14 protein-coding genes are annotated in these 11,886 nt (G+C 44.8%); 8 read left to right on the top strand and 6 right to left on the bottom strand.

All coding sequences use genetic code 11. The annotated features are described in order from the left end of the window. From rffA to V7Q33_RS12210, 3 genes are all read right to left on the bottom strand, one after another. Positions 1-900, bottom strand: a 900-nt coding sequence (gene rffA, locus V7Q33_RS12220; RefSeq protein ID WP_333820016.1) for a dTDP-4-amino-4,6-dideoxygalactose transaminase, incomplete at its 3' end; no start/stop codon positions are given. After that, the gene (locus V7Q33_RS12215; protein ID WP_331975426.1) at positions 897-1,679 is read right to left on the bottom strand and encodes an acyltransferase; all 783 of its coding nucleotides are present in this window, start codon (positions 1,677-1,679) and stop codon (positions 897-899) included. The genes rffA and V7Q33_RS12215, both read right to left, overlap by 4 nt. Continuing rightward, positions 1,680-2,597, bottom strand: a complete 918-nt coding sequence (locus V7Q33_RS12210) for a glycosyltransferase family 2 protein (protein ID WP_331975424.1) — start codon at positions 2,595-2,597, stop codon at positions 1,680-1,682. Between the two features lie 228 nt (positions 2,598-2,825). Between V7Q33_RS12210 and asnB the strand changes: the two genes are divergently transcribed. The 5 genes from asnB (at position 2,826) to panB (ending at position 7,867) form a co-directional block, all read left to right on the top strand. Next, a complete protein-coding gene (asnB, locus tag V7Q33_RS12205) occupies positions 2,826-4,691 on the top strand; it encodes an asparagine synthase (glutamine-hydrolyzing) (RefSeq protein WP_333820015.1) in 1,866 nt (621 codons plus the stop codon). After that, positions 4,688-5,863, top strand: a complete 1,176-nt coding sequence (locus tag V7Q33_RS12200) for a glycosyltransferase (RefSeq protein WP_333820014.1) — start codon at positions 4,688-4,690, stop codon at positions 5,861-5,863. Before asnB ends, V7Q33_RS12200 begins: the two co-directional genes overlap by 4 nt. An 84-nt stretch (positions 5,864-5,947) precedes the next feature. Beyond that, a complete protein-coding gene (locus V7Q33_RS12195; protein ID WP_331972894.1) occupies positions 5,948-6,424 on the top strand; it encodes an Lrp/AsnC family transcriptional regulator in 477 nt (158 codons plus the stop codon). A gap of 47 nt (positions 6,425-6,471) precedes the next feature. Then, positions 6,472-6,978 (top strand): phosphoribosyltransferase family protein, encoded by a 507-nt coding sequence (locus tag V7Q33_RS12190; RefSeq protein ID WP_333820013.1) that lies wholly within the window; start codon positions 6,472-6,474, stop codon positions 6,976-6,978. 70 nt (positions 6,979-7,048) lie between these two features. After that, entirely contained in the window at positions 7,049-7,867 is an 819-nt protein-coding gene (gene panB / locus V7Q33_RS12185; RefSeq protein ID WP_333820011.1) for a 3-methyl-2-oxobutanoate hydroxymethyltransferase, read from the top strand. An 86-nt stretch (positions 7,868-7,953) separates the two neighbouring features. Here the strand turns inward: panB and V7Q33_RS12180 are convergent, their stop codons facing one another. Genes V7Q33_RS12180 through V7Q33_RS12170 form a run of 3 tightly spaced genes read right to left on the bottom strand, consistent with a single transcriptional unit; the run spans position 7,954 to position 9,860 of the window. Continuing rightward, complete coding sequence (locus tag V7Q33_RS12180) at positions 7,954-8,862, bottom strand: methylated-DNA--[protein]-cysteine S-methyltransferase (RefSeq protein WP_333820010.1); 909 nt, start codon at positions 8,860-8,862, stop codon at positions 7,954-7,956. A gap of 51 nt (positions 8,863-8,913) precedes the next feature. Continuing rightward, the gene (locus V7Q33_RS12175; protein ID WP_333820009.1) at positions 8,914-9,165 is read right to left on the bottom strand and encodes an Ada metal-binding domain-containing protein; all 252 of its coding nucleotides are present in this window, start codon (positions 9,163-9,165) and stop codon (positions 8,914-8,916) included. Further along, positions 9,162-9,860, bottom strand: coding sequence for a 2OG-Fe(II) oxygenase (locus V7Q33_RS12170; RefSeq protein ID WP_333820008.1), 699 nt, complete (start codon positions 9,858-9,860; stop codon positions 9,162-9,164). The genes V7Q33_RS12175 and V7Q33_RS12170 overlap by 4 nt, the downstream gene beginning before the upstream one ends. Before the next feature lie 209 nt (positions 9,861-10,069). On the opposite strand from V7Q33_RS12170, the gene V7Q33_RS12165 reads away from it, so the two are divergent. The 3 genes from V7Q33_RS12165 to V7Q33_RS12155 all read left to right on the top strand — a co-directional run. Continuing rightward, complete coding sequence (locus V7Q33_RS12165; RefSeq protein ID WP_333820007.1) at positions 10,070-10,954, top strand: DNA-3-methyladenine glycosylase family protein; 885 nt, start codon at positions 10,070-10,072, stop codon at positions 10,952-10,954. 73 nt (positions 10,955-11,027) lie between these two features. Then, complete coding sequence (locus V7Q33_RS12160) at positions 11,028-11,483, top strand: thioredoxin family protein (RefSeq protein WP_331983581.1); 456 nt, start codon at positions 11,028-11,030, stop codon at positions 11,481-11,483. Further along, positions 11,480-11,886: FAD:protein FMN transferase (locus V7Q33_RS12155; RefSeq protein WP_333820006.1), on the top strand; the 407-nt coding region annotated here is incomplete at its 3' end. The genes V7Q33_RS12160 and V7Q33_RS12155, both read left to right, overlap by 4 nt.

Here is an 11,886-nt window from a genome sequence, read left to right as displayed (position 1 = left end):
GCATTGCAGAAAGAACATGTGTGCATTATTCGTAGCATACTCCGGTATAGTAGGAAGTTTTATATGCGACTGATCTTCCAGGTGCTTTAATTGTGAGTAGTACGTTTCCCATATCTGCGTGCGCTTGTGCTGTATAGCCTCGAGCTGCTCCAGTTGAGCAAACAGGAACGCGGCAATCAGATCGGAGGGCAGAAACGAGCTTCCAATATCAACCCAACCATATTTATCAACCATGCCTTTAAAGAAAGCGGTGCGGTTAGTTCCTTTCTCCCAAAGAATCTCAGAACGGTCTGCAAATTGAAGATCGTTTACCACCAGCAGGCCACCTTCACCGGAAATTATGTTTTTGGTTTCGTGAAATGAAAAGGCCGCCAGGTGGCCGATGGTGCCCAGCGCACGTCCTTTATAGTAACTGTCAATAGCCTGTGCTGCATCTTCTACTACAAAGAGATTATACTCTTTTGCAAGGCTCATGATCAAATCCATATCGCACGCAATGCCCGCATAATGAACCACTACAATAGCTTTTGTACGAGGCGTTATCAGGGAACGAATCGTATTGGCATCCAGGTTGGGATGTCCGGTCATGCTATCAGCAAAAACGATCGTTGCTCCGCGCAGCACAAAGGCATTGGCAGTAGAAACAAAAGTATAGGAAGGTATAATTACTTCATCGCCCGCCTTGATGTTAAGCAATATAGCGCACATCTCCAGGGCATCGGTGCACGACGTAGTGAGCAGGCACTTGGCAGGAGAGAATTTTTCTTCAAAAAAAGTATGACATTTTTTGGTAAAGTATCCATTGCCTGAAATTTGTCCGCGTTGAACAGCTTCCTGCATGTAGATAACTTCATGGCCTGTTAAGTAAGGCTTGTTGAATGGAATAAAATCGGCACTCATTGTACGGGAACAAATTTAGCTTTTTCAGGAAGCAGGAATTTCATGAATTTAACTTCTTCGGGGTGCCGTGTTTTGGTATAGGTTCTTTCTTTTACAGCAAAGTATATACGTCCGTCTGGCTGTATATCTTTTTCGGTGGCCACGATCCTGATCAGATCGGCATCTACACCTGCTTGCTGCACATACGCTGCCATTTTGGCGAGCTTCTCTTCTACGGTAACTTCTTTAAACTGATATCCGATCTTGGCTGAGAGTGAAGCTGCAGGGCTCCCCGCATAAATTTCGTTATACTTCATGTTGCGGGTAACAACTGATCCTACCAGTGCCATACTTTTATCTTCGGCCGTGATGGGCGATACAATACAATGTCCCACAAACCAAACATCATGTCCAACTGTGAGAGGAGACTCCCCCAGAAAATTACAACCCTCCAGTGTGTCGCCATATTTAATGTGACTCCATAATTGTGAGTGCGCGCCAATGCCACAGTTATTACCAATGGTTGTTCCGCCAATGCTATCGATAATGGTATACTGACCAATCCACGCGTTGTGCCCGATGGAACATGGTTTATAGCCGTGTACGTTGGTATGGTGTTGTATCTTGCTATAATCACCAAGCGAGAAGTCGTCACAGATAATCTGCACACTATCGCCTATATAGCAGTTGTCGCCAATTTTTACTCGCTTCGCTTTGCCGGATATACCTCTTATTCGCGCGGTGGGCTCGATCACTACATTTTTGCCGAGCTCAAGGTGATCTGCTTCAATATTATTCATTTAGAGATTTAGCTTTTGCGTTAGTATATAGTATGGCCTGTTCTGCACACCCTCCAGTATCTTGCCGATGTAGAGGCCAAGAATTCCAATGAAAAATATAATGAGACCTCCCAGGAACCAGATCGAGGCAATGAGGCTGGTATAGCCGACTACTTGTATGATACCGGTGAAGTAGGCAATGATGTTAAAGCAGGCAAATAGAAATGCCAGCGTAGCCATACCCAGACCAAAGCGCACGGTGAGCAGCAATGGCTTTTGGGAATATGTCAATACGATGGTGAGTGCGAGGTTGAATAGCTTTTTTAGCGTGTATGATGATTTGCCCGTCTTGCGCACACCGTGAACAACATCGATGCTGGTATGTTTAAAACCCACCCACCGGGCCATGAGACTGAATACTTTGAAAGGTTCTTTCATGCTCAGAACAGCATTTACCACCTTGCGATGATAAATACCGAAGTTGCCAATGGAACCATCAAAATGAGAATCGGTGAGGTAAGAGAACAAGCTATAGAAAAGGAAGTTCGAAAATCGTTTGGAGAGAGAATCGGTTCGCTGGATTCTTCGTGCATATACAATTTCAAAACCTTTGGAAGCCTCTGCGAACAACGTGGGTATATAGGCCGGGTCGTCCTGGAAATCAGCATCCATCACAATTACCCAATCGTACGAAGAATTTTCCAGGCCTGCCATGATAGCAGGATGCTGTCCGAAATTCCTGCTGAGCTGTATTCCTTTTATGGATTTGTTGCTGCGGGCGCAATCTTCAATCACAGACCACGAGTTGTCAGGGCTTGCGTCATCTACCAGTATAATTTCATACTGGTCGGTTATGGTTTGAATTTTTTCAATAACCGCTTGAAGAAGCTCCCGTAATGATTGCTCGGATTTGTATATGGGAATTACGACTGACAGCATGGTACAGGAGTTTTAACGCAGAACGGAGATTATAGCTTTTTTTTCTGACCATTGAAAGAGTATCGCCATGCGGGTAGTGTTTTTCTGAAGATGCTTCGCCCTGGTTGTTTCCATAGGCTCAAATATATCAAGTTTCGAGATGTGAAGCATGAAAGAAAATTTGAATATCAGGCTTTAGAAATTGTCTTCGTATCTATATTTAACATTCTTAAAAGTCAGGAATATTTCATGTGTGGCATAGCAGCGATTGTTTCCGGTAAAACAGACCTTTCTCATATTCATGCGATGACACAGGCGCTACTTCACCGGGGCCCTGACGCTGACAACACCTTTATCGACCCTTCCGGAACCTTTGCGGTGGGCCATACACGGCTCAGCATCATTGACCTAAGCACTGGCGCTAACCAGCCTTTCCCATCTCACGATGGCAGGTATGTTGTGGTCTTCAACGGAGAGATTTATAATTTCCAGGAAATACGCAACGAGCTTATTGCGAACTATAATGTTCAGTTCAAAACGCATTCGGATACTGAAGTAGTGGTTGAAGCATTTGCTGTTTGGCGCGAACAAATGGTGGAGAAGCTGGAAGGCATGTTTGCACTGGTCATTATTGATACGCAGGAGCGTACTCTATATTTGTTTCGCGATCGTGCCGGTAAAAAGCCTTTGTTTTATTTTCAATCAGGCGAGTTAATTGCTTTCGCTTCCGAGATCAAAGCGTTGCTTCAACATCCGGTAATTAAGCAGTCGGTAAAAATAAACCGATCGATTGTATCTTCATTTTTACATGTCGGCTATATTCCGGAACCTGCCACGATATATAGCAACATCTTTAAATTCCCGGCAGGGCACTATGGTACTCTCAATGCTCAACTGCAGTTGAAGGCCACACCGTATTGGAGAATACAGGAAAATATACCTCCCGTAAAAATTAAATCTGTTGAAACCGCGAAGCGTCAACTGCATACGTTGTTGCATGATGCTGTCGAACAGAGAATGATCAGTGATGTGCCGCTGGGTGCATTTCTGAGCGGAGGTACTGACTCATCAATTGTAACGGCCATTGCCAGTAAGCACTCTTCATCACCTCTTAAAACATTCAGCATTGGCTTCAGGGAAAGTAAATTTGATGAAAGCCAGTTTGCCAGAGCTGTGGCAAAACACCTGAAGACGGATCACACTGAGTATATATTGTCTGAACAGGAAGGGAAAGATATACTGATTACCTACCTGAAGCACTTTGATGAACCGTTTGCCGACACATCGGCTGTACCCACCATGCTGGTATCAAAACTGGCGCGCGAAAAGGTAACGGTAGCCCTTACCGGCGATGGTGGCGATGAGCTGTTTCAGGGATATGGTGCTTATGACTGGGCGAACAGGCTAGGCAATCCGTTGTTTCCAGTATTCAGAGCTCCTCTGAAATTTTTGCTTGATGCCTCTGGCAAAAGCCGGTTTCAGCGTGCAGCGCATTTACTGGAGAGAGTCACAGCTGGTAGCATACGCAGCCATATATTTTCGCAGGAGCAATACTTTTTTTCGCAGCAGGAAATTAGAGATGAATTATTGGTGGATAGCAATTCTTTCATTCCCTTCGAATATGATGAATCGGCATTCGATAAGTTTAATTTAACACCAGGCGATAAACAGGCGCTGTTTGATTTTCAATACTACCTGAAAGACGATCTGTTGGTGAAGGTAGACCGCGCTTCCATGTTTTACGCTCTTGAATGCCGCTGTCCGTTACTGGATCATCACATCGTGGAGTTTGCTTTTTCACTCGATCCATCGTTGAAGTCAAAAGGCGGTAAGCGCAAGTGGTTGTTAAAAGAGTTACTGCGCGAGTATTTGCCCAATGAACTGATCGATCGGCCGAAGTGGGGGTTTAGCATACCATTGGCGCGGTGGTTAAAAAATGACCTGCGCTATTTGATCGATCAATACCTGAATGATGATGTTGTAGAGGAGACTGGACTAGTTCGGGCAGAGTACGTTTCTCAATTGAAAAAAGAATTTGTTGCTGGCAAAGATTACCTTTACAACCGGTTATGGGTATTGCTCGTGTTGCATAAATGGATGAAGGATAATCAATGAATTCTGCAGGTCGTTCTATACTCTACCTTTCCTACGATGGTCTGACAGATCCCCTGGGTCAGTCGCAAATATTGCCGTACCTGGCAGGACTCTCGAAAGAAGGCTACACCATCACCATCATCAGTTTTGAAAAGCCTGAAAAGTATATTTCATCAAAAGCAAAGATCAGCGCATGCTGCGAGCAATATAACCTGGACTGGCAGCCGTTACTATATCATAAAAGCCCTCCGGTGCTTTCAACGCTATACGATGTATACCTGCTGCGGAAGAAAGCATCTCAACTGCATAAGCAAAAGCATTTCTCCATCGTTCATTGCCGAAGCTATATTACCGCGCTGGTGGGCATGTGGCTGAAGAAGAAATATAGTATCAAGTTTATTTTTGATATGCGCGGCTTCTGGGCCGATGAGCGTGTAGAGGGAGGTTTGTGGAATCAGCGGCATTTTGTGTATCGCACAGTATATAAATTCTTCAAGAAGAAGGAGCAGGAATTTCTTAAACATGCCGATGCCATTGTTGTGCTTACGGAGGCAGCGCGCGAAGTTGTGTTGTCGTGGCAGGCAGAAGATAAGGTGACGGTTATTCCCTGCTGTGTAGACTTGCAGCTTTTTAATCCTGCGCGAATCACGGCTGGGCAACGATCATCGCTACGCAACAAGTTGGGTATAGGGACACACGATTATACCGTACTATACCTTGGGTCTATTGGCACCTGGTATCTGTGGGATGATATGGTAGCGTTCTTTCGTAAAATAAAAGCAGAAAGACCGGATGCTAAATTTCTGGTGCTGACTCCGGATAGCGACCGGATAAAACCTGATAAAGACTTTATTGTGCTGAGTGCTGCACGCGAAGATGTGCCGCTATATATAGCCGCATCCGATGTGTCGGTGTGCTTCATTAAACCATCGTTTTCAAAAAAAGGATCAAGTGCTACTAAAATGGCCGAAGTGCTCGCCATGGGTGTGCCCGTGGTGGCAAACACCGGCTGGGGTGATGTTGAATTTTTTCGGATGCGGATGACCAACTTTTTTGTAATCAACGACATACGGGAGTCTCCGCAGCCGACTAAATATAGCACCGGCCCGCAGGATGAGTTCTTTTATTCACTGTTCGCTTTAGACAGTGGTATAGCCCGCTACAAGCAGGTTTATGACGCTTTGTTAAATTAATTTATTAACATCTGTTAGCCATAGAATTATATTTTTCTCTTATTTTTGGCCAAATTTTATTTGGAAAACGAACCCTCATCAATTATGAAGAGTAACATTAAGCTAGACGCCACCGACCGCAAGATTCTCGAGATCCTCCAGAAAAATTCCAACATTACCAACGCTCAGCTGGCCAAGGAAATAGGCCTCTCTCCAGCTCCTACGCTGGAACGCGTTAACAAACTTGAAACTTCCGGAGTGATCCGCAGCTATCATGCTGTTATCGATCCTGCCAGCGTAGGACTGGGCGTGAGCACGTTTGTGATGGCATCGTTGAAAGGTCACAACAAAGAGAACATCAACAAATTTATTACAGCCATTAAGAGTGTAGATGAGGTAGTAGAGTGTCACCACATTACAGGTTCAGGCGATTTCATTTTGAAGATCGTGTGTGCCGACATCGCAGCCTATCAGCAACTCATGCTCGATAAAGTGTCCAACATAGAAGTTGTGGATAGCTTACAGTCGATGGTAATTCTGTCAACATTTAAAGACAGCAAGTCGCTTCCGATTCCCGGATAGTTACAGAGTAATTTTGTTTTAGTTTTAATGTCTGATACCAAACTGTCATGACTGCCGAAAAAAGTTTGATACTCGATGCCGACCAGGTGAAGCAAAAGATCAGGAGAATGGCTTTCGAGATTTATGAACATAACTTCAAGGAGAAGAACATTGTCATTGCAGGCATTGACGGACAAGGTTATGTATTGGCCAAGTTACTGGCCAGGCAAGTAGAGAGTATATCTCCCATTGAAGTTAAACTGGTAAAGATCAATCTCGACAAACAGGCACCGCAGGAGAGTGAGATTACGTTAGACTGCGATGTAAAGGATATAAAAAAGAAAACCATTGTACTGGTAGACGATGTGCTGCACACCGGACGCACATTTACCTATGGCATGAAGCCGTTCCTCAATACCGAAGTAAAGAAGATCGATACGGCAGTGCTTGTTAACCGCGGCCATACGCTTTTTCCGATCTATTCTTTATATACTGGTTATGAGCTCTCTACAACGATAAAAGATCACGTAGAAGTAAAACTCAGCAAAGATGAAATGGCGGTTTATCTCCACTAACACCCGCTGAAAAATCTTTCGTTACGTATTCTGAATTGTATTCTTAACTTCGCCCGAAATATATACCACCATGTCTGTTCACAAGCAAGAAGTCAAGCGCATTACAACACACCAGTTGCAGGAGATGAAGAATCGTGGCGAGAAGATCGCAATGCTTACTGCGTACGACTACAGTATGGCCAAGCTCATTGATGGAGCGGGTATAGATGTAATTCTTGTAGGCGATTCAGCTTCCAATGTAATGGCCGGCCATGAAACTACGTTGCCCATTACGCTCGACCAGATGATATACCACGCAGCCTCTGTGGTGCGAGCTGTAAAGCGTGCATTGGTAATTGTAGATCTTCCGTTCGGTACATACCAGGGAAGCTCCGGCGAAGCACTCCGCTCTTCCATTCGTATTATGAAAGAAGCAGGAGCACATGCCGTGAAGCTGGAGGGTGGCAGCGAAGTAAAAGATTCTATCGAACGTATATTGAGTGCCGGTATACCGGTGATGGGTCACCTCGGCCTCACACCACAGTCGATCTATAAATTTGGCACATACTCGGTGCGCGCCAAAGAAGAAGCCGAAGCACAAAAACTTATTGAAGATGCACAGCTCCTGGAGCAATGCGGATGCTTCGGTATAGTACTCGAAAAAATACCCGCAGCACTCGCCAGAAAAGTTGCCGAAACGGTACACATTCCGATCATCGGTATAGGAGCAGGTCCTGATGTTGACGGCCAGGTATTGGTAATGCAGGATATGCTTGGCATTACACAGGAGTTCAAGCCTCGCTTTCTGAGACGCTACGCTGATCTGAACAGCATTGTTACCGGAGCCGTAAATCAATATGTAGCCGATGTAAAGGCAAAAGATTTCCCGAACGAAGAAGAAAAATACTAGGGAGACGTTACACGTTAAGGGTTAATCGTTATCCGTGAAGAGTACGATAACGGGTAACGTGTAACTGATAACGGCTCTCGGACTTTTCAGCTTTCAGTCTCTCCCTCTGCCTTTGCCATTTCCCAGCCTATGATACTCTTCTTTTTCACAGAGCTCCATCTATACTCGCCCAGCACACCATCTTTGCGTATAACACGGTGGCAGGGAATCAGGTATGCTATATGATTCGAGCCTACAGCTGAGCCTATAGCTTGCATGGCTTTAGGATTGTGAAGTTGTATTGCTATATCCTGATACGTAGTAACGCTGCCGCTTGGTATGCGTAACAATGCCTCCCATACTTTTACCTGGAAGTTTGTTCCCTTTACAAACAGGTGAAGCTTCTGCGAGGATGTATGTCCTGAAAAAACTTTTTCTACGAAGGCCTGTGTAAGCGTACGGTCTTCGTGAAATATAGAATTGTTCCAGTGCATCTTCATAGCTTCGAGTTCTACGCGTGGATCCTGCTCGCTTCGTAAGAATGAAAGCCAGCATATACCGCGCTCGGTTACACCGATCAGGCAGGTGCCGAACGGCGTTTCATGAAATCCATATTCAACGCGTATACCGGCACCATGCTGTTTATACTCTTGCGGTGTTACGGCTTCAAGCGTAGTAAAGAGATCGTATACCCGCGACTGGCTGGAGAGCCCGGCCGCTTCGGCTGCTTCTACCAGGTTTTTAGATTCCTGTAATTTTGATTTCAGGAAGTCGATGGTAAGAAATTGAAGAAAGCGCTTGGGGCTTATACCCGCCCACTCGGTAAACATGCGTTGAAAGTGGAATGGGCTTACGTGAATTTTCTCTGCAACCTCTTCAAGATCGGGTTGCCGCTGGAAGTTTGCTTCCAGGTAGCGGATAGCCTGCTCGATGCGTTGATAGTTAATCTGGTTTTCTTCGGTAGCCAATGCTGTAAATGTAGCAACTGGCTGTGGAATACTAAATGCTGTGTTCATATACTTGATGTTGTTTTGTTGATACAAAGCTCGCATGGCTTTCATCGTTTCTCAACCTGCTTCTTGCTCAGATTTCCATTGCCGGTAGGCACCGGGCATACAATGTGCGCATGGGCGAAAGCCTTGTTGCAAGGCTTCAGCATCATTCAGAAAAAACACTCGTCTTTCTTTTTTCATTCGCTTGCCCGAGTGGCAGCGCAACGTGCCATAGATTCTGAGCTTGTTGTTACCTGCCAGCGCTATTTCACGGTGAAGCATTTTAAGCCAGAGTGCTTTATCCGTAAGGTATATATGGCGGATCATTGTGCATCGTGAAAAATTATACCCAGCGCTTGCCTGTGCCCCGACTTCACTTCGCTTACGCCATGCTTCATCGCTGCGCGATAATAACCACGAGTGCCTTGCACAGGCCGGAAATTCGTAGTAAAAATCAATGCGTCCCCTTGGTTCGGTCGAACAACTTCAGCTTTAGACTGTGCACGTGGCACTTGCTCGGTAAGCACCAGTTCGCCACCTTCAAAATCACGGCTATGATGGCTCAATACAAATACTATCTGGAAAGGAAAATATACTGCACCATACAAATCCTGATGGAGTGTGTTAAAGCCTCCCGCTTCATAGCGAAGTGTTAGCGGTGTTGGTCGTTGTTGCCCGGCCTTATGGCATTGCTCAATAAGATGTTCATGTTTCTCCGGAAAATGTATGTCGATAGAAAGCTTCTGCATCCACTCGTTGGCTAATATGGCAAGCGGTGGATAGAAAGATTCGCGCAGTCGCTGCACAAGCGCTGGCAGGGGATACCGGAAATATTTATACTCGCCTTTGCCAAAACGATAACGCTGCATGTTGATGGTGCTTCTGAAAAGAGTATCATCGTCATAGTACTGTTTTAATTGCTGACATTCCTCGGGCGACAACACCGCCGGAATAACAGTATATCCTTTTTCGTTTAACGATTGATACAGCGGCTGCCATGATATAGTGTTGATGGTGATCATACTTTAATTTTATAACAAAGCTCCTGCGAACCACCGGTTTTTTCAACCTGAATCTTGCGATCTAATCGCAAATAAGTAAGGAACCATCCATCATAAAAAAATGTTTAAGCCGGGTATTCAACCCGAAACTTGCTGTCATCACATTTAATTATGAAGCATTTCTTTCCCTCGTTACATTCCGTAGTATTGTATTCTTGACAATAGTCCTGATGAAAAGCTTCCTGATACCCGTTCCAGCCGAATTTAGCTTTGCCCTGACCATGGATTTTCTGAAACGCTCTCCACGCGAGGTCATGCACCGTTGTGAAGACAACAGCGTTGTAAAGTTGCTGCGCATTGAAAACGAGAATATACTTTTTCGTGTGAAGGTGAGGGATGAAGAGAACCTTCAGGTTCAGATTTTAAATGCAACACTGGCTCCGGCAGGAAAGAATATACTGATGCAGTATATCCGCGAATGGTTTGATCTTGATACCGATATAAAACCATTTTATGCTATGTCAGCGAATGATAAATTTCTGAAAGACCTCGTAACAAAATATCATGGTTATCGCATCGTAGGCCAGCCCGATCTTTTTGAATCCATAGTATGGGCTGTATTGGGCCAGCAGATAAACCTGGCCTTTGCCTATACATTGAAGCAACGGTTTGTTGAAAACTTCGGCGAGAAAGTGAGCTTTGATGAACAGCATTACTATCTGTTCCCCAGGCCAGAGATTGCTGCGACCTTATCGGATGAGATTTTGTTGCCACTTCAATTCTCGCGGCAAAAAAGTAAGTATATCGCTACCATTGGTGAAGCTTTTGCCAGTGGCATGGTATCGGCAGAGAAATTAAAGGGATTACCCCTGCTGGAAGCTAAGGAAGAGTTGATGAAGATAAAAGGCATCGGCAACTGGACTGCCAATTATGCGTTGATGAAAACGTTTCGTTATCCGGATGCGTTTCCGCTGGAAGACGCAGGTGTGCACAACGCTATCAAAAATTTAAAACGTATGAAAACAAAGCCGACACTGCAACAGGTTAAAACTTTCTATAAAAAATATAAAGGCTGGGAAGCGTATGCTACCTTGTATTTATGGAAAAGTTTATAACACAAGGTATGGTATGCAGCTGTTATCTTTATCCCGGCTAAAAATGTGAATAACGAATTTTACTAGATTTGAGATGGGAAAGAACAGACGCGTGAGTCGAGTGAAGTATACTATATTTTTTCTATTGTTGATTGGTTCAGCAGCCGTCCAGGCGCAGATACAACAGCGTGCTGATGAAGCCTTCCGGCTGGCATCTGAAACGAAGCGGCCTGTGCTGCTGGTATTTGCCGGCTCAGACTGGTGTGCTCCCTGTATACGATTTGAAAAGAAGATACTGCAAGAGAAGACATTTCAGGATTTTGCCAATGAGAACCTGGTTATACTGGAAGCTGATTTCCCCCAGCGTAAAAAATTAGCAGACGACATTAAGAAGCAGAATGAAGGATTGGCAGACCAGTATAATCCTGCCGGACAGTTTCCGTACATTGTGTTGTTGCGTGGTGATAGAACGGTGTTATCGCCACTGCACTACAACAACGAATCCCCGCTTGAATTTATCTCCGAGATAAAGCACTATATCTTGCCATGACCACTTCTTCACTACAAGAATACCGGAAGCACATCCGCTTGATGGGATCAGCTTTTGAGTTTGTAGTAGTAGCGGAAGAGACGCGTGCAACAGAGGCTATTGCTATAGCCATAGGTGAAGTGCAGCGCATTGAAAAATTGCTTACCGAATTTTCGGACGATTCCTATACTTCACGCATCAATCGCGCTGCCGGAATACAATCCGTTCAGGTAGAGGAAGAAGTGTATGCCATACTGCAGCGATGCAAACATCTTTCAATGCTTACACAAGGTGCGTTTGATATAACGGCTGGTATATTAAAGAAGCTCTATAATTTTAAAGGCGATAACTTTTCATTACCTGATAAAAAAGTATTGGAAGAAGCAAAGCAACGAACCGGTTTCGCTAAGATCGATCTTCAACC

The organism is Ohtaekwangia sp. (genome assembly GCF_036786105.1).
Lineage (GTDB): Bacteria > Bacteroidota > Bacteroidia > Cytophagales > Cyclobacteriaceae > Ohtaekwangia.
This window is presented reverse-complemented; position numbering and strand designations above follow the sequence as displayed.

Bases quoted from the DNA above. Each gene is read 5' to 3' on its own strand.
- V7Q33_RS12210 (WP_331975424.1), bottom strand. From the start codon at position 2,597: ATGCTGTCAGTCGTAATTCCCATATACAAATCCGAGCAATCATTACGG.
- V7Q33_RS12165 (WP_333820007.1), top strand. From the start codon at position 10,070: ATGAAAAGCTTCCTGATACCCGTTCCAGCCGAATTTAGCTTTGCCCTG.
- V7Q33_RS12215 (WP_331975426.1), bottom strand. From the start codon at position 1,679: ATGAATAATATTGAAGCAGATCACCTTGAGCTCGGCAAAAATGTAGTG.
- panB (WP_333820011.1), top strand. From the start codon at position 7,049: ATGTCTGTTCACAAGCAAGAAGTCAAGCGCATTACAACACACCAGTTG.
- V7Q33_RS12195 (WP_331972894.1), top strand. From the start codon at position 5,948: ATGAAGAGTAACATTAAGCTAGACGCCACCGACCGCAAGATTCTCGAG.
- V7Q33_RS12180 (WP_333820010.1), bottom strand. From the start codon at position 8,862: ATGAACACAGCATTTAGTATTCCACAGCCAGTTGCTACATTTACAGCA.
- V7Q33_RS12170 (WP_333820008.1), bottom strand. From the start codon at position 9,860: ATGATCACCATCAACACTATATCATGGCAGCCGCTGTATCAATCGTTA.
- V7Q33_RS12175 (WP_333820009.1), bottom strand. From the start codon at position 9,165: ATGATCCGCCATATATACCTTACGGATAAAGCACTCTGGCTTAAAATG.
- asnB (WP_333820015.1), top strand. From the start codon at position 2,826: ATGTGTGGCATAGCAGCGATTGTTTCCGGTAAAACAGACCTTTCTCAT.
- V7Q33_RS12190 (WP_333820013.1), top strand. From the start codon at position 6,472: ATGACTGCCGAAAAAAGTTTGATACTCGATGCCGACCAGGTGAAGCAA.
- V7Q33_RS12160 (WP_331983581.1), top strand. From the start codon at position 11,028: ATGGGAAAGAACAGACGCGTGAGTCGAGTGAAGTATACTATATTTTTT.
- V7Q33_RS12200 (WP_333820014.1), top strand. From the start codon at position 4,688: ATGAATTCTGCAGGTCGTTCTATACTCTACCTTTCCTACGATGGTCTG.